Here is a 16,172-nt window from a genome sequence, read left to right as displayed (position 1 = left end):
CAGGGATACCCATGCCGGGCCCCGGCTGCGACGATCGACGGGTGTCCGACCCCACCTCTCCCGCCCACTCGCGGATCGTCGTCGCCCCCGACAGCTTCAAGGGCTCGCTCGACGCGACGAGCGCGGCAGGCGCCCTGGCCGAGGGGTGGCGGAGCGTCCGCCCCGACGACGAGCTGCTGCTGAGGCCGATGGCCGACGGCGGCGAAGGCACCCTGGATGCGTTCGCTGCAGCGATCCCGGGCTCTCGACGCGTTCCCGTCGCCGTGACGGGACCCACGGGGCGTCGGATCGACTCCCACTGGCTGATGCTGCCCGGCGAGCACCCCCGCACCGCCGTGGTCGAGCTGGCGTGCACGTCCGGCATCGAGCTCGTGGAAGCAGGCGAGGCCGTCGACCCGCTGACGACGCACACGCTCGGATTCGGCGAAGCCATCCGCGCCGCCCTCGCGGCGGGTGCCACCCGCCTTCTGCTCGGGATCGGCGGCAGCGTGTCCAGCGACGGCGGCTCAGGAGTGTTGACCGCGCTCGGCGCGATCGTCCGGGATACCGACGGCCGCCAGGTCCCCTCCGGAGCGGCCGGCCTCTCGCGCGCGGCATCCCTCGATGCCAGAGGGCTCCTGCCGCCGCCGGTCGACGGGAGCCTCGTGCTCTCCGACGTGCGCGCCCCGCTCCTGGGCCCCGACGGCGCCGCGCGGATGTTCGGCCCCCAGAAGGGGGCGGACCCCGATCAGGTCGACCGGATCGAGACCGCGCTGACGCAGTGGGCCCGGGTCGCCGGTGCCGCCCCGGACGCGGCGGGGGCGGGAGCGGCCGGCGGATGCGGTTTCGGCCTCCTGGTCTGGGGTGCCCGGCTCGCTTCGGGGGCGGACGCGGTCGCCGAGACGATCGGACTCGACGCCGCCCTCGCGGGTGCGCAACGGGTGATCACGGGCGAAGGGTCCTACGACTCCCAGTCGCTGCTGGGCAAGGCGCCGGGCGTCGTCCGCGCGTACGCCGAGGCTCGGGGCGTGCCCGTGAGCGTCGTCGCGGGGCGCTTCGGCGTAAGCGCCGGGACGGATGACCTGTCGCTGGCAGAGCTCGCGGGTTCCGCCTCTGCGGCAGTGTCGGATCCGCGGCGATGGCTCCGCGAAGCGGGCGCCCGACTCGCGCGCGCACACACGCGGCGCGATAGCGTGTAGGGACGATACCGGCGAGGCGAGGAGCGCACGATGAGTCTCCAGGCGCGACTGCGTCGGCGGGTCGAAGAAGACCTGCGCAGCGCCCGGGTGCTCATCGACGGCGACGCGGAGGCTCTCATCACCGGCATCCGGCGCGTCATCGGCCCCGATCAGCTCGTCCTACCCGGTGTCGGCGAGCGGCCGGCCGATCTCGGCGTCGTCATCATCGACCGCAAGGCGCACGGTTCCACCCTGCACCGCGCGCAGGAGTTCTTCTCCCGCATCGATGCGCAGCTCGTCGACGACGCACCGCGGATCTGTCTCATCGTGGGCGGCGCGAACTCGGTGGCACCGCGCACTCTCGCGCGTCTGCTGAGCGCCGAGGTCGTCCACCAGATCGTGGTCAGCACCGCGCCCTCGCTGGCGACCACACGCGACCGGGCCGACCGCCGCCGGCTGCGCGCCCTGGGGTGGCTGGGAATCGACATCCTGCGACTCGGTCGCGTCTGAGCGACGCCGCTCGAACCGCAAGGAATGCGCAAGAAATGCGCAAGATCCGCAATCCCACCGCAAGATTCGGGTGGTTCCGTCCGAATTCCCCCGTACGCCGTCCGCAGCTGGAACCGCTCTCGTACCGTAGCTCCAGCAGCACTCCGCTGCTCTCGGTGAGCGCCCCGTCACCCGAAGACGTGGGCGCTCACCGCTCCTTCGGCAGGGGACGACATGGCGAAGACTCCTGCGCTTCCGAGCGCACGAAAGCGGCAGTGGGGATCCGAACGACGCCGCGAGCCACTGCCCACGCTCCACCCGCGTCCCTCGGCCGCGAAGATCGTCTGGGCACGCGTCGCCATCGCGATCACGGTCGCCGGCTGGGCCGCCTACATGCTCACCACGGCACTGCGCCAGATCTTCGCGTACGACGGCGAGCACATCTGGCCCACGATCGAGGCGTGCATCTACGCCCTCGTCATCACGGCACTGAGCTTCTCTGCGCTGATGTTCCTCGTGCAGCGGGAAGCCGCTCTCCGACGGTTCCGCGATCACGATCGGGTGCCGCGCGCGGAGCTGGACCGTCACTTCGACGATGAGCACGGCGAGGGGATGACGGTCCTCATCCCCTCCTACGCCGAGGAGCCCTCGGTCATCCGCAAGACCATGTGGTCGGCGGCGCTGCAGGAGTATCCGTCGCTGCGGGTCGTGCTGCTCCTGGACGACCCCCCGTTCCCCACGGATCCGCACACGATCGCACGCCTGGAGGCGACCCGCCAGATCGCCCTCGGAATCGCCGAGGACCTCGCCGAACCCGCGTACCGCTTCACCGAGGCGATGTTCGACTTCGAGCAGCGCGCCGCAACGGGCGGCGTCGGCGAGGCGGAGATCCTCTCCTTGCGAGACGAGTACCGCTACGCGGTCGCCTGGCTCAACGACATGGCGGACTCCGAACCGCACGAGGACCACGTCGACACCTTCTTCATCGACCAGGTCGTCCGCGGGCTGGCCGACGACCTGGACCTCACGGCGTCCGCGCTCGAATCCGCGGCCGAGTCCCAGACAGAGCTCTCGCACCAGCGCCTGCACGAGCTGCATCGGCGCCTGGTGTGGATCTTCTCGGTGGATGTGGGAACGTTCGAGCGCAAGCGCTACGCCTCGCTGTCCAGCGAAGCGAACAAGGCGATGAACCTCAACGCGTACATCGGCCTGATGGGCGGTCGCTACCGGTTCGTGGAAGGCCCCGGTCGCAAGACGGTGCTGCGCCTGGTCGCCGGCGCGGGACAGGAAGCGGACCTCGTCATCCCCAACTCGGACTACCTGCTCACCCTCGACGCCGACTCTCTCCTGCTCCGCGACTACTGCCTGCGGCTGGTCTACTTCCTCGAGCAGCCCGGCAACGAACGCGTCGCCGTCACGCAGACGCCGTACTCCTCGTTCCGCGGCGCTCCGACACGCATCGAGCGACTGGCGGGCGCGACGACCGACATCCAGCACATCCTCCACCAGGGCATGTCGGGCTACGACGCGACCTTCTGGGTCGGTGCCAATGCCGTCATCCGCATGGAGGCGATGGACGACATCATGCAGATCGATGATGCCGAGGGCTTCGAGGTGCGTCGCTACGTGCAGGACCGCACCGTGATCGAGGACACCGAGTCCTCGGTGGATCTCGCCGATCACAACTGGACGCTCGTGAACTACCCCGAGCGACTCAGCTACTCGGCCACGCCGCCCGATTTCGGCTCGCTCGTGGTGCAGCGGCGGCGCTGGGCGAACGGCGGCCTGCTCATCCTGCCGAAGTTCCTGCGCCAGGTGCGCGCCCGCAGACGCACGTCGCGCCCCGTACGCCTGGGCGAGTGGATGATCCGCGTGAACTACATGGCCTCGCTCGCGTGGGCCAGCTTCGCGCTGCTCTTCCTGCTCACGTTCCCGTTCGACAGCGACCTGCTGAGCCCGCTCGTCCTGGTGGCGGCAGCGCCGTACTTCCTGTGCCAGGCGAGCGACCTGAAGTACTCCGGCTACCGCTACCTCGACATCCTGCGCATCTACGGTTTCAACCTCATCCTGCTGCCGGTCAATCTCGCCGGCGTGCTCAAGTCGATCGAGCAGGGCCTGACCGGCCGCAAGATCCCGTTCGCCCGCACGCCGAAGGTGCGTGAGCGCACGGCGACGACCCTGCTCTATGTCATCGCACCCTGGGCGATCGTCGCGTTCTCGATCTTCACCGCGTGGTGGAGCTTCAACGCCCAGAACTGGGGCACGTTCTTCTTCGGCACGCTCAACGCGGTCTGCGCCCTCTGGGCCTGTGTCGAGAACATCGGCATCCGCAACTCGCTCGTCGATGTGTGGATGGGACTGACCAACTGGATGTGGGTTCCCGTGCCCACCGAGGCCGTGGGTCGCGCCGCCCCCGGCGAGCCCGGGTTCGACTGGCAGGATGCGCTCTTCCACGGCTACCCCGCCGCGGGCGATCCGGTCCGTCGCGCGGCCCGGCCCGCCGCATCCGCCGCGGTCGAGCCGGCACCGTTCCTCGCAGTCGAGGCGAGAAGCGCGTCGGGCCGGAGCGTATGAATCCGCGCGTCGCCTACACCGCACCGCCCGCTCCCGGCCCGTACGACGGCAAACGCCTGTCGCCGTGGCGGGTCTCGCTCGGCGTGTTCATCGTCGTGGCCATCGTCGCCGGCTCGCTCCTCGGCTACCGCCTGCTCGTCGTGGACCAGGTGCGCGCGGTCACGGGAGCCGCGTGGTTCGCGCCGTACGTCGACGTCACGACGACACCGTTCTTTGCGTTCGAGAAGCCCGAGAACGATGCCGACCGGGACGTCGTCCTCTCGTTCGTGGTGGCCGCCGCGGCGGATTCGTGCACGCCCTCCTGGGGCGGGTACTACGACCTCGACGAGGCGGCACGCGATGTCGATCTGGACCGGCGCATCACACGGCTGCGCCAGAGCGGCGGCGATGTCGTCCTGTCCTTCGGCGGCGCAGCGGGCACCGAGCTCGCCAACGCCTGCGCGGACGAAGAGGGGCTCGGGCAGGCCTACCGGAGCGTCATCGACCGCTACGACGTGTCGACGATCGACCTCGACATCGAGGGGGAGAACCTCGAAGACCCCGTATCGGGTCTGCGCCGGGCGGTGGCGATCGCCGACCTGCAGCGCGAGCAGCGGGCGGCGGGCGAGGATCTGGCCGTCTGGCTCACGTTGCCGGTCGCCCCGGACGGGCTGACCGCCGCCGCACGCACCGCCATCGCGCAGATGCTGGAGTCCGGCGTGGATCTGACCGGGGTCAACGTGATGACGATGGACTACGGCGTCGACCGCGGCACGCAGACCATGGCTGAGACCGCCATCGAGGCGCTCCGGGCGACGCATGCGCAGCTCGGCGCGCTCTACGAGGATGCGGGGACGACGCTCACCGCGCCCACTCTCTGGGGCAAGCTGGCCGCCACCCCCATGATCGGTCAGAACGATGTGCCCGGCGAGGTGTTCACGCTCGACGACGCGACGGCGCTGAACGCCTTCGCGCAGCAGCAGCGGATGTCTCGGCTGTCGATGTGGTCATTGAACCGGGACCGGACGTGCGGCACGAACTACGCCGACACCTCGGTCGTCTCCAACGACTGCAGCGGCGTCGACCAGCAGGACGCGACGTTCGCAGAAACCCTCCAGCCCGGATTCGAGGCCTCCCCCGACGAGTCCGCGGGGCGCCGCACCACGCCGGAGCCTGTTCCCACGGTGACCGACGATCCCGCGGCGAGCCCGTATCCGATCTGGACCGAGACCAACACGTACCTCGCAGGCGCGAAGGTCGTCTGGCGCCAGAACGTCTACGAGGCGAAGTGGTGGACGCGCGGCGACGATCCGGACAACCCGCTGGCGGACGCGGACTCGTGGCCGTGGCGACTGATCGGACCCGTGCTGCCGGGTGAGACTCCCTACCCTCAGCCCACGCTGCCGGCGGGCACCTACCCCGACTGGGACCCGGCGGCGACGTACACCGAGGGTCAGCGGGTGATGTTCCAGCAGGTCCCCTACGAGGCGAAGTACTGGACGCGCGGCGACAGCCCCGCAGCCCACGCCACGGATGCGGACGGTTCGCCCTGGCAGCCGCTGACGATCGCTCAGCTCGAGCAGATCCTCCAGAACGGCCCCTGACACGGCGCCGCGTCAACCCCCGCGAGGGAGGACCCACCGCGGCGTAGCGTGCCGGCATCCGCTGGATCCGATCGAGAGGAGACGACGATGTCGAACAACACTTTCCCGCCCCCGGTGCCGCTTCCCGGCGACGGAGAGCGCGAGCAGCCGACGCGGGAGGTGGACGGCGAAGACGTGCTAGACCCGGACCTCGACGCCGACCGGATCGACAGCGCCGACGCCGACCGCATCGCCTCCCAGGAGGGCGACGCGAGCTGAGACCGAGCCGGAAGCGTCAGTCAGCGTGTTCGGGCGGCCACACCACGCAGAACCGCTCGAACACGATCTCCTCGTCCTCCGACCAGACGGCACCGCGCGCGGCACTGACACGCTCCCAGTAGCGTCGGTGCTCGCGCTGCCAGCTCTCGAGCGAGCCGTCATCCTCTCCCTCGTCTCGGGCGAAGGATGCGTCGGCGCTTGCGAAGGGGCCGAGACGAAGCTCGGTGCTGCGGATCACGATGCGCGGTGTGCCCGTGCTGTCGCAGGCGATCCAATGGGAGCCGATGCGCGGTACGGCATCGCCACGCGCCACGAAGTCGGCGACGAGTTCGGCGGTTGCGCGCTTGCGTCCGGACAGGACGATGTCGAGGAGCTCGTCGGCCAGTCGCGCGGAATCGCCGAAGTGCTCGACGGTGTACTCGGGTGAGGCGCTCACAGCCTCGGGGTGGGCGGCGCGGTACTCCTCCCACATCCGTTCGGCGGCGGCGATGTCGCGCGTGAGGGCGACGGAGGAAGAGGACGACTCAGGCATCCGCCCATTCTCGCCCCTGCGCGCAGACACAGGTGCCCGGGACGGCGTTCGCCGTCCCGGGCACCTGTGCGTCATCCGCTAGAGCTCGGACCGACGCGCCCGCGCGCGCAGCCGGAGCATCGCCAGGATGCCGAGGCCGAGCATCGCGGCTCCGAACAGCGACGCCGACATCAGCGGCGCCGTGTCCTGTCCCGTCGCCGCCAGCGCACCCGCGGCCGCGCGTACGGTGACGGGCAGCTCAGCGAGGATCCGGTCGCCGTCGCGCAGTTGGATGTGGTGCTGGCCGGGCGCGATGTCCGCGGGGATCGTCACGGTCGCACGCAGCGCACCGTCGGTCACATCGACCGTGGCGAGCGCGCGGTACGTGCTCGCGATGCCGATCTCCACCTTCGCGACATCGAGTCCCTGCGCGGTCACCGTCACCGACTCACCCGCACGCACATCCGTGCGCGACAGGACGGCGGTCACCGCCGGGTCGCCGGGCTCACCGGGGTTACCGGGCTCACCAGGGTTACCGGGCTCACCGGGGTTACCGGGCTCACCGGGGTTACCGGGCTCACCGGGGTTACCGGGCTCACCAGGGTTACCGGGCTCGGTTCCCCCTTCAGCGGTGAAGGTCCAGTTGTCGACCTCCATGAGCTTCGAGTCCGCGCCGCCCTCGGGCTCTGCGAAGACGAAGAACACGTCGTGCTCCCCGGTCGCGCCGGTGACGTCGGCCTTGACGGTGGTCCACTCGCCCACGGTTCCCTCGACGGCGATCTCACCGACGACGGGGCCGTCGACCTGGTCGAGGCGAACCTGGATCGAGGCGCCCTCGACGAGCGGCTTCACGCGCGCCGAGACCGAGGCGGCCCCGTCACCGAAGTCGACTCCCGAGATCCCGGCGAAGTCGCCGTCGTCGATGGAGCTCAGCGCCATGTTGCCACTGCCGTTGTGCTCGGGGAACTCGACAGACGCCGCATCCGTCGCGACGGTCTTCAGCCCGAGCTGCCATGCCAGCGTCTCGGCCTCGAAGGTGCGGTACGGGTCGAACGCCTCGACCTGCTCGACACCTGCGCGGGTTCCCTGAACGGGCTTGATGGTGCCGTCCTCGTTGAACTCGAGCTTGTCGATGTGCACCGAGCGGTAGCCCTGGGTCGATCCCGGGGTTCCGAGCGCCGCTGCCCACGCCGCGCCACGCGTCTGGGCGTGGTACGTGAAGTACGTCTCACCCTTGAACGTGAACATGTCGGAGTGGTTGTTGCCCCCGTTGCCGGCTCCGAAGAAGTTCGACTGGTTCTGGAAGGCGACACCCGCGTACTTGGACGCCGGCAGGTTCATCGGGTCGTCGGTCATCATGTAGGCGATCGCGCCGGTGGGCGGGTAGACCCCCTCCTGCGGACGCACCTGGAAGTTCGACGAGTACGAGTAGTAGTACGTGTCGCCGCGCTTGAACATGCTCGAAGCCTCGAACATGCCGGGGCCGTCGATCTCCACGGGGTCGCCGTCGAGCGTCACCATGTCGTCCTTCAGCTTCACGACACGCGTCGACTTGGGGTTCTGCGGCCCCTGGACGTTGCTGCCCGAGCCGATCTGCGAGTTGCCGCCGAAGTACAGGTACGCCTGTCCGTCGTCGTCGATGAACACCTCGGGGTCGAACAACCACATCCCCGCCGGGAATCCTCCGCCGGCGATGTACTCGGGTGAGACGGTGTCGGGGATGATCTTCTTGCCGACCGGGTCGGTCCAGGGGCCGAGGGGCGATCCGCCCACGACGACGGCGGTGCCGGTGCCGCTGTCGCAGAAGTACAGGTAGACCTTGCCGTCCTTCTCGATCGCCGCCGGAGCCCACGAGTTGCGCGCCCACGGAGCTGCACCGCCCTCACGCGCGATCGGGACCGCGCCGTGGTCGACCCAGTTGACCATGTCGGAGGTCGACATGACGTTCAGACGGGTGATGGCACCGTAACCGTTGGACTGCGTGGGCAGGCCGTTGGCGTCCTTGGTGTTCGCCTCGTACTGCTGGGTGTCATCCGTCGAGTAGATGTAGAGGCGGCCGTTGTAGATGAGGTGGTGCGGGTCGGCGCCGAACTTGTGACCGACGAGCGGATTGTGGTCGCCGATGGGCTTGGTCTGCACCTCTTCCAGGCTGCCGTAGGTCGGCGTCGCCGGAGCGTCAGCGATCTTGATGAGCGACATGTCGTCGACCTGGAAGTCCTGCAGAGCGCTCGATCCCCACGGCGTCTCCACGAAGAGCCAGTCCGCGGATGCGTGGCTCGCCGTGGCGGTGAACTCCTTGGAGAAGGTGCCCCACTCACCGCGCGTGTAGGTCTGACCGTTGTCGACGCAACCGTTGAAGTTGCTCGGGCAGAACGTGAAGTTGAACTGCTGGGTCGGCTCACCCTCGGTGTACTTCAGCTTGCCCCCGAGACGGTACGTGGCACCGGCTTCGAGCTTGCCCGTCACCGAGGCGAAGGGACCCGACTGGGTGTTGGTGCGGCCCGTGACCTTGAGGGAGTGCGCGCCGCTGGCTGCGTCGTCGCTCAGGGCGAGGGTGCCGGAGCGCGGCGCGGTCCATCCGGTGAACCCGTCGACGAACCGGCCGTCGGGAAGGAGGTTGCCGGCGACGGCGGGCGGCTCGGTCACGACGGGCGTGCCCGGATCGGTGCCGCCTGCTGTCGTCAGGGAGACGTCGTCGATGACGAAGCTCTGCACGTTCGTGTTCCACGGCGTCTCGACGAACATGATGTCGTAGTTCGCGATCGCCGGGGTGAAGGTCTTCTCGAGGACCTTCCACTGGCCGGCGGTGACCGTGGCGCTGGTCACGACATCGCACTGGCTGCGCGAGCTCGTGCACAGCACGACGTTGAAGTTCTGTGTGGCCGCGCCCGTGTCGAACTTCACCGCGAGGGACAGGTCATAGCTGTTCGCCGGGTCCAGGAGACCGGTCACGGTCGCCGTCGGTCCGGACTGGAAGGTGGTGCGACCGCTGATGGCGAGCGACTTGCTCCCGGACTTCGCGTCGTTGCTCTCGGAGAGCGTTCCGCCCAGGGGCGCGGTCCAGCCGCTGATTCCGGTTTCGAACGTGCCGTTCGCGATCAACGGGGTCGACGCCGCGTGGGCCGCAGGAATCGCGACCGCCGAGGACAGCGCGAGTGCGCCGATGCCCAGCAGCGCGCCGACTGTCCGTGGCCCGCGTGCGCGTGCACGGCGTGGGGTGCGTAGGGGTGGTCTCACGTCTTGTCTCCTTTGAGTTCGAGTGCCACCAGCGCCTCGTCTGCGAAAGCGCCGCTCCCGTCGATCTGTCGCCGGCCTCACCGGCCACGAACCCGGTTCCAACGCAGTGAGCCACCTTGCTCGCTGCACCCTGTCCGCGCACGGGAGGCCGCGGGACGCCGTCACCCTCACGCGCAGGCTGGTCGCCGCTGTGAGGGGCCGACTCACCCTGCGTCGTCGGCGTCTGGTCGTCGGCGAGAACGCGAGGGTGGGGAACCGTTCGTGATGTTACCGGTACCATTAGCGCTAACACAATGGCTTCGCATAACAAACTCTCAGTTTCGACCGATTTTCGATGATCGGGCGCCGCCTTCGCGGCATCCGCGGCGGGTCGGTGTTCGACAGGGCGAGGAAACTGACCGGACCTGCGAAGGAACATCTCGGCGCGGTCGAGCCACGGCCGCCCGCAGACTGCCGCACGGCCGGAGGCGGCGCTATCGTCGCCTCGTGATCTCTGCCCCGCTGGCGTTGCGAGACGTGTCGATCCGCTATCCGCGCGCCGGAGCGCCCGATCTGGTGATCATCGAGAACCTCTCCGTCGATGTGCCCGCGGGACGCATGCACTGCCTCGCCGGCCGCAGCGGCTCCGGCAAGACGAGCGTGCTCAAGACGGCCGCGGGTCTCGTGCGGCCGACCTCCGGCAGCGTGGCATGGTCGGGAGTCGTGGTCTCGGCGCAGAGCGACGATGCGACGACGGCACTGCGGCGCACCCACGTCGGCTACCTCGATCAGGGCGGCGTGCTGATCGACGGCCTGACCTCTCTCGAGAACGTGCTGCTGCCCGCCGTCCCCGACCGGCGCAGCCGCGACCTCGGCCGCAGGGGAAGAGATCTCCTCGGCCGCCTCGGCGTCGGCGCACGGTCCCGGTCCCACCCGTCGGAGCTCTCCGGCGGCGAGCGCCAGCGGGTGGCCCTCGCGCGGGCGCTTCTGCTCGAGCCTCGTCTGCTGGTGGTGGACGAACCGACGGCGAGCCTCGATCGCCAGAACGCCGACGGCGTGATCGCGCTGCTGCGCTCGATCGCGGATGCGGGCACTGCCGTGCTCGTGTCGGCGCACGACCCCCAACTCATCGACGCCGCCGACACCAGGACCGTGATGACATGAGAGCGCGCGTGCCCCGCCGCGAGCGGGCGCGCGTGCCCCGCGCTCTGACCCGCTTCCTCCGGCGACGCCTGCGCCTCGCCTCGCTGGCGCTCATCGGGATCGTGCTGGTGGCGGCGTCGGGGCTGCAGAGCGGGTCGGCGGACGCACTGCGCGAGACCCTCGACGCCAACTGGCGCGGCGACTACGACATCCTCGTGACAGCGGGTGGCTCGTCGCCGCTCAGCGGCGCGAGCGGCGGCCTGCTCGGCCCCGGCGCCCTGACCGATGCGAGCCTCGGTCACATCGCGAACGCGGATGTGGCACGGGTCCAGGGCCTGGAGGGCGTCGAGGTCGCCGCCCCGATCGGTGCGTTCACGACGCCCACGACCGACGTCGCGAAGGCGACGCTGATCGTGCCGCTGGACGGCTCCGCCGCGGGACCGCGCGCCTACCGGGTGTCCACCACGCTGGTCATCGACGACGGCGTGACGCCGGCGCGCACGATCGATGCGAGCGTGGACATCGTCGTCGATCAGACGGCGTGGGAGGGGTACCGCCAGCTGCGAGACGGTGAGAACCGGCCGGTGCGCGCCGTGACCTCGGCCGGCGAGATCGCCTACGGCGCGGAGACGGATGTCGACCGCAACGTCGCGTGGACGTTCGGCGGATGGGAATCAGCGGAACAGCCGCCCCCCGGCGAGGGGGTGGTCGCCCTCACGCTGCCGGTCCAAGCCGTCCGCACCGCCCATGTGGTGCTCGTCGACCCGGTCGCCGAGAAGAAGCTGCTCGGCGATGCCGGCGCCGTGATGGATCCGCTCATCGATACGAGTGCGCTGATCGGCCGTCTGGGCGACAACTTCTTCGACCCCGCCGATCCTCCGTCGCCGGACGACGATCTGAACACGCTGTTCGAGAAGGGCGTCGCAACGCAGCCCACCCCGATCCTGACGCGGGCCGTCGACACGCCGGCCGCGCATCTGGAGGTGGACCTGACTCCGCTGGACGCGCCGAGCGACGAACTGGCGACGAGCCTGGTGCGGGCGACCGCCGGCGATGACGTCTTCCCCGATCTCGACGCCGCGGGCACGGCTCCGACCACCACGCTGTACTCCGGTGAGCCCGGCGACGCCCTGTCTCCCCTGACCTTCGACAGCGTCGATGTGCCGTGGCCCGGATGGACGCCGCCGCCGGCCGCCCCTTATGCGCAGTATCCGATGTTCCGGCTCGCCGGCTCACCCATCCTCTCGGCCGTGGATCCGCAGGCGACCACGATCGCTCACGCCGTACCCGCCGACGCGTCCGCCGACCAGAGTGACGCCTCCGCACCGCTGCTCCGGCTCCGCGCGACCGGGGAGTCCGACGGCGAGCTGCTCTTCTCCGCCACGACGCCCTTCCCCGGCACGGATGCGGGCACCACCGGCCCGTATGAGACGAACACCTGGCCGGTCGGCACCTTCACTCCCGCTCAGCTGCAGGAGGAGGGCACGGAGCTCGGGCAGGTGGGGCTCGGATACGACGAGTCCGCACCGATCATCGTCGACGGCGCAGACGCCGCCGCCGATGGCACCGCTCTCCCCGCATCCTTCTCCGGGCTCGGGTTGAACACCTCCGGAGCCTTCGCGATCGCGGACCTGCAGAACGCGCAGTACCTGCACATGGCCGATCCGGTCTCGTCGGTCCGGGTCCGCGTCGCGGGCATCGACGGGTACACCGCCGATGCCCAGGCCAAGATCCTCGACGTGGCGTCCCGTATCCGGGAACTGGGCCTGACAGCGACCATCGTGGCCGGGTCGTCGTTCGAGACGGTGCCGGTGGCGCTCGAGCCGCCGGCGGGTACGTCCGGCGATGCGCCGCCCCTCGTCGTGAGCCAGGACTACTCGCGACTCGGCGCGGCGGCGATGGCCTCCGACGGTGTCTCGGGAACGAACCTGGCCCTCCTGATGATGTCGATGCTCGCAGCGACGGCACTGCTGCTGTTCACACAGTTGAGCTCGATCGCTTCGCGGCGGGCGGATGCGGCGGTGCTGCGCCAGGTCGGGTGGACCCGCCGGCGCATCCGCGCCTGGTTCCTTTCCGAGGAGGCCGTCGCGACACTCCTGCTGGCCGGAATCGGGGCACTCACGCTGCTGACCTCGGCCATGATCGAGACGACCTCGTATCTCGTGGGGATCGCGGTGGCGGCGAGTGTCGTGGGCTCCGCCGTGCTGGTGGGGCGCAGCGCGCTCGTGCGCGCGTCCGCGGCCCGCCGCCCGCGCTCCGGATCGGGCGCGGTCACGACACCGGCCCTGCTGGGCCTGCGCAACGCCCGCACGAGCGGCGCGACGACGGTGGCGCTGGCCGCGGCGCTGGCGCTCGTCTCCCTGGCCGCCTCGACCGCGGTCGCGGTACTGATCGCGGGCCGTGCCGCCGCGGGAGACTCGCGTCTCGGATCGTTCGCCGCGTCGCAGGCGCTCGTGCCGCAGGGCACGCTGATCGCCGTGACGCTCGGAGCCGCCGGCATCCTCCTGGTCGTCATCCGACGTCTCGGGCTCGAGCGACGCACGAGTGCCGAGCAGGCGCTGCGCGCGATGGGATGGCAGCGTACGCACCTGCGGCACGCAGCCGCGGCCGAGATCTTCACCGCGGCGGTGCCCGGCGTGGTGACCGGGGCGGCACTGGCGACGGCCGGCGCCCTGGCCTTCGCCCCCTCCGCGACCGTCGCGGCCGTCGTCGTCGGCACGATCGCCGCCACCGCGGCGGGGCTGATCCTCGTCAGCGACGGGGCGCGGTCGTCGGGTCGGCGAGAATCGGCGCGAAGGCGAGCTCGGCGGGCCCGATGAGCATGAGTCGGGAGCGCAGCCGGGAACGCTCCAGGCGCACGACGCGCCCCTCGGCTCCCAGCGGATGCAGCCGCACCGCCGCCGACAGCCGCTCCCGGCTGACGGAGAGAAGCGAGCCCAGATAGCCCGAGAGCACCACGAGCTCGGGGCTGAAGGCGTTGACGAAGTTGGTCAGCGCGATCGAGAGCACGTCGACCTGCCGCGCGACCTCCGCCATGACCTTCGGGTCGCGTGCGACCCCCAGCTCGACGTCCAGTTCGTCCTCGTCGAGTCGTCGGCGTCCGAGCAACGGTTCGATCAGGCTGAGATCGACCTCCGCCTCCAGACATCCCCGCCGCCCGCACACGCACTTGATGCCGCCGGGGTTGACGACGGTGTGACCGAGCTCGCCCGCGTAGCCGGAGGTGCCCCGCAGCAGGGTGCCGTCCATGATCACGCCGCCGCCGATGCCGCGCAGCGAGCCGCCGAGGTAGAGCAGGTTGCGTGCCCCGCGGGCGACGCCGAATCGCGTCTCCACCAGGGCGCCGATGCTGGCGTCGTTGCCGGCAGTGACGTGCATGCCGAGCTTGTCGGACATCCGCGCGGCGATCGGCTCGTTCCGCCATTGCAGCGTCGGCGCCACCAGCACCGATCCACGGGCGTCGACCAGTCCCGGCACGGCGAGCCCCACACCCACCACGCGATAGTGCCGGTCGATGTCGGCACGCATCACGTTGATGAGATCGACGGCGAGCTGCACGAAACGGCGCGGGCTCACGGGGCGGGCGGTGTCGTGGTGCAGGCGCGCGTGCACCGTGCCGCCGAGGCCGATCAGTGCGACCGTCACACTGTCCGCATCCACGCCCACGCTGATGGCCGAGACCGCGTCGTCGACCTGCAGCTCCGAGATGGGCCGGCCCGCCTTGCCCGTCGAGGGCACCGCGGGCAGCTCCCGAACCAGAGCCGCATCCATCAGCTCCGCGACGAGGCCCGTGATCGTTGAGCGGTTCAGCCCCGTCTGGGCGCTGAGCTGCGCACGCGAGAGGGTGCCGTTCAGCCGAAGCTCCGACAGCACCGCCACGAGGTTCTGCCGGCGGACCGCGTCGTTCGTGGTTCCACCCCCCGCGGAGCCCGCGGGGGGTGGAAGATCAGGCCCCGTCGCCACGGTCACCGCAGTCACCCGGCAATTCTGACACGACGTCCGGCGGTCGCCCGGCGCGGGGCGCGGCGCTCACGCGCCGCCGCTGCGCCGCTTGTTGAAGATGTCGAAGGCCACCGCCAGCAGCAGCACGATGCCCTTGATCGCCATCTGCCACGCCGCATCGACGCTGAGGATCGACAGGCCCATGTTGAGCACGCCCATCACGAGGCCACCGATCACGGCGCCGACGACCGTTCCGATACCGCCCTGCACCGCGGCCCCGCCGATGAAGACGGCGGCGATCGCATCCAGCTCGTAGTTCTGACCTGCCGAGGCGACCGCGCTGCCGGCACGGGCCGTGCTCACCACGGCCGCGAGACCCGCGAGCACTCCCATGTTGACGAAGATGAAGAAGTTGACCCACCTCGTCTTGACACCGCTCATGACGGCGGCGAACAGGTTGCCGCCCATCGCGTAGATGTGCCGGCCGAACACCGTGCGGTTGAGCACGAACGTGTAGGCGAGCACGAGCACCGCGAGGATGATGAGCACGATCGGCGTTCCGTTGTACGTGGCCAGCGTCCACGCCGTCGCCATGATCGCCACGACCGCGACCGCGTTCTTCAGCCAGAACGACCACGCGACCTCGCGCGGCAGTTCCATACGGCGCAGTGTGGCGCGCGTGCGCAACTGCTGAGCCACGAGTGCGACGGAGGCGAGCAGGCCGAGCACGAGGGTGAGCGCGTCGCGGTCCGCGACGTAGCCGAAGACGGGCGGGAGCCATCCGGCGCCGATCGCCGTGAAGCCGTCGGGGAGTCCGCTGATCGTGCCCCCGGTGAGCAGAACGAGGGTGAGACCGCGGAACAGGAGCATGCCCGCCAGGGTCACGATGAAGGCCGGTATCCCCACGAACGCCACCCAGAACCCCTGCCATGCGCCGACGACCGCGCCGACGACGAGAGAGAGGATGACAGCCGCCCACCACGGCAGCCCCCAGTTGTTCATGGAGATCGCCGCGATCGCGCCAACCATGGCCACGACCGACCCGACCGACAGATCGATGTGACCGGCGATGATGACCATCACCATCCCGATCGCGAGGATCAGGACGTAGGCGTTCTGCTGGATCAGGTTGTTGACATTGCCGGGCATCAAGAGGCGACCACCGGTCATCACCTGGAACAGGACGATGATGATGACCAGGGCGGCCAGGATGCCGTACTGACGGAAGTTGATCCGGGCGAGCAGACCCCGCCTCTTCTTCGGCGGGGTGTCCACCGTCTGCGTCGACGCAGTAGCCAT

At 70.0% G+C, this 16,172-nt stretch carries 11 protein-coding genes; 7 read left to right on the top strand and 4 right to left on the bottom strand.

What is annotated here, in order from left to right:
* Positions 1–41 precede the first annotated feature (41 nt).
* From QE374_RS10895 to QE374_RS10875, 5 genes are all read left to right on the top strand, one after another.
* Positions 42–1,178: a glycerate kinase gene (locus QE374_RS10895; RefSeq protein ID WP_309734792.1), complete on the top strand. Its 1,137-nt coding sequence runs from the start codon at positions 42–44 to the stop codon at positions 1,176–1,178.
* A 30-nt stretch (positions 1,179–1,208) separates the two neighbouring features.
* On the top strand, positions 1,209–1,667 hold the full coding sequence (locus QE374_RS10890) for a hypothetical protein (RefSeq protein ID WP_309734790.1): 459 nt from the start codon (positions 1,209–1,211) through the stop codon (positions 1,665–1,667).
* A 213-nt stretch (positions 1,668–1,880) separates the two neighbouring features.
* Complete coding sequence (locus QE374_RS10885) at positions 1,881–4,220, top strand: glycosyltransferase family 2 protein (RefSeq protein WP_309734788.1); 2,340 nt, start codon at positions 1,881–1,883, stop codon at positions 4,218–4,220.
* A complete protein-coding gene (locus QE374_RS10880; RefSeq protein WP_309734787.1) occupies positions 4,217–5,803 on the top strand; it encodes a chitinase in 1,587 nt (528 codons plus the stop codon). Before QE374_RS10885 ends, QE374_RS10880 begins: the two co-directional genes overlap by 4 nt.
* 87 nt (positions 5,804–5,890) lie before the next feature.
* The gene (locus QE374_RS10875; RefSeq protein ID WP_309734785.1) at positions 5,891–6,061 is read left to right on the top strand and encodes a hypothetical protein; all 171 of its coding nucleotides are present in this window, start codon (positions 5,891–5,893) and stop codon (positions 6,059–6,061) included.
* Between the two features lie 16 nt (positions 6,062–6,077).
* Here the strand turns inward: QE374_RS10875 and QE374_RS10870 are convergent, their stop codons facing one another.
* Both QE374_RS10870 and QE374_RS10865 read right to left on the bottom strand, forming a co-directional pair.
* A complete protein-coding gene (locus QE374_RS10870) occupies positions 6,078–6,593 on the bottom strand; it encodes an ASCH domain-containing protein (RefSeq protein WP_309734783.1) in 516 nt (171 codons plus the stop codon).
* A gap of 78 nt (positions 6,594–6,671) precedes the next feature.
* Positions 6,672–9,809: a carbohydrate binding domain-containing protein gene (locus tag QE374_RS10865; protein ID WP_309734781.1), complete on the bottom strand. Its 3,138-nt coding sequence runs from the start codon at positions 9,807–9,809 to the stop codon at positions 6,672–6,674.
* Positions 9,810–10,295: 486 nt separating this feature from the next.
* On the opposite strand from QE374_RS10865, the gene QE374_RS10860 reads away from it, so the two are divergent.
* On the top strand, positions 10,296–10,952 hold the full coding sequence (locus tag QE374_RS10860) for an ATP-binding cassette domain-containing protein (protein WP_309734779.1): 657 nt from the start codon (positions 10,296–10,298) through the stop codon (positions 10,950–10,952).
* Positions 10,949–13,750 carry a hypothetical protein gene (locus QE374_RS10855; protein ID WP_309734777.1) on the top strand — a complete coding sequence of 934 codons (2,802 nt, stop codon included), beginning with the start codon at positions 10,949–10,951 and terminating at the stop codon, positions 13,748–13,750. Before QE374_RS10860 ends, QE374_RS10855 begins: the two co-directional genes overlap by 4 nt.
* Here QE374_RS10855 and QE374_RS10850 read toward each other — a convergent pair.
* The gene (locus tag QE374_RS10850; RefSeq protein WP_309734775.1) at positions 13,683–14,909 is read right to left on the bottom strand and encodes an ROK family protein; all 1,227 of its coding nucleotides are present in this window, start codon (positions 14,907–14,909) and stop codon (positions 13,683–13,685) included. The two genes, QE374_RS10855 and QE374_RS10850, sit on opposite strands and share 68 nt — an antisense overlap.
* A 51-nt stretch (positions 14,910–14,960) precedes the next feature.
* On the bottom strand, positions 14,961–16,172 hold the full coding sequence (mmsB, locus tag QE374_RS10845; RefSeq protein WP_137418164.1) for a multiple monosaccharide ABC transporter permease: 1,212 nt from the start codon (positions 16,170–16,172) through the stop codon (positions 14,961–14,963).

The organism is Microbacterium sp. SORGH_AS_0428 (assembly GCF_031453615.1).
In the GTDB taxonomy this organism is placed as follows: Bacteria; Actinomycetota; Actinomycetes; order Actinomycetales; family Microbacteriaceae; genus Microbacterium.
The sequence above is the reverse complement of the archived record's forward strand: the minus strand, read 5'-3'. Positions and strand labels throughout refer to the sequence as shown.

What these genes read in the sequence shown, in the direction of transcription:
- QE374_RS10870 (WP_309734783.1), bottom strand. Translation starts at nt 6,593, where the DNA reads ATGCCTGAGTCGTCCTCTTCCTCCGTCGCCCTCACGCGCGACATCGCC.
- QE374_RS10880 (WP_309734787.1), top strand. Translation starts at nt 4,217, where the DNA reads ATGAATCCGCGCGTCGCCTACACCGCACCGCCCGCTCCCGGCCCGTAC.
- QE374_RS10890 (WP_309734790.1), top strand. Translation starts at nt 1,209, where the DNA reads ATGAGTCTCCAGGCGCGACTGCGTCGGCGGGTCGAAGAAGACCTGCGC.
- QE374_RS10885 (WP_309734788.1), top strand. Translation starts at nt 1,881, where the DNA reads ATGGCGAAGACTCCTGCGCTTCCGAGCGCACGAAAGCGGCAGTGGGGA.
- mmsB (WP_137418164.1), bottom strand. Translation starts at nt 16,172, where the DNA reads ATGGCTACTGCGTCGACGCAGACGGTGGACACCCCGCCGAAGAAGAGG.
- QE374_RS10855 (WP_309734777.1), top strand. Translation starts at nt 10,949, where the DNA reads ATGAGAGCGCGCGTGCCCCGCCGCGAGCGGGCGCGCGTGCCCCGCGCT.
- QE374_RS10875 (WP_309734785.1), top strand. Translation starts at nt 5,891, where the DNA reads ATGTCGAACAACACTTTCCCGCCCCCGGTGCCGCTTCCCGGCGACGGA.